This is a genomic window from Achromobacter sp. SIMBA_011, assembly GCF_046535435.1.
GTDB lineage: Bacteria > Pseudomonadota > Gammaproteobacteria > Burkholderiales > Burkholderiaceae_B > Achromobacter > Achromobacter dolens.
This window is the reverse complement of the sequence record NZ_JAWRWN010000365.1, coordinates 1-276: the sequence shown is the minus strand read 5'-3', so window position 1 is coordinate 276 and position 276 is coordinate 1. Positions and strand designations below refer to the sequence as shown.

General features: G+C 63.8%; 1 protein-coding gene. It reads left to right on the top strand.

Annotation, left to right across the window (positions count from 1 at the left end; all coding sequences use genetic code 11):
* Positions 1-276: extracellular solute-binding protein (locus tag SB816_RS31315; RefSeq protein ID WP_410548155.1), on the top strand; the 276-nt coding region annotated here is incomplete at both ends.

Sequence of the window (276 nt, the reverse complement as noted above, 5' to 3'; positions counted from 1 at the left end):
CGACTTACGACCAGATCAAGGACTTCGCCGACAAGCTCACCGACAAGGCGTCCGGCACCTACGGCATCTGCCTGCGCGGCAAGGCCGGCTGGGGCGAGAACATGGCCTACGTGACGACGGTGGTGAACACCTTCGGCGGCCGCTGGTTCGACGAGAAGTGGCACGCGCAGCTCACCACGCCCGAGTGGAAGAAGGCGGTGGGCTTCTACGTCGACATGCTGAAGAAGGACGGCCCTCCGGGAGCAAGCTCGAACGGCTTCAACGAAAACCTCACGC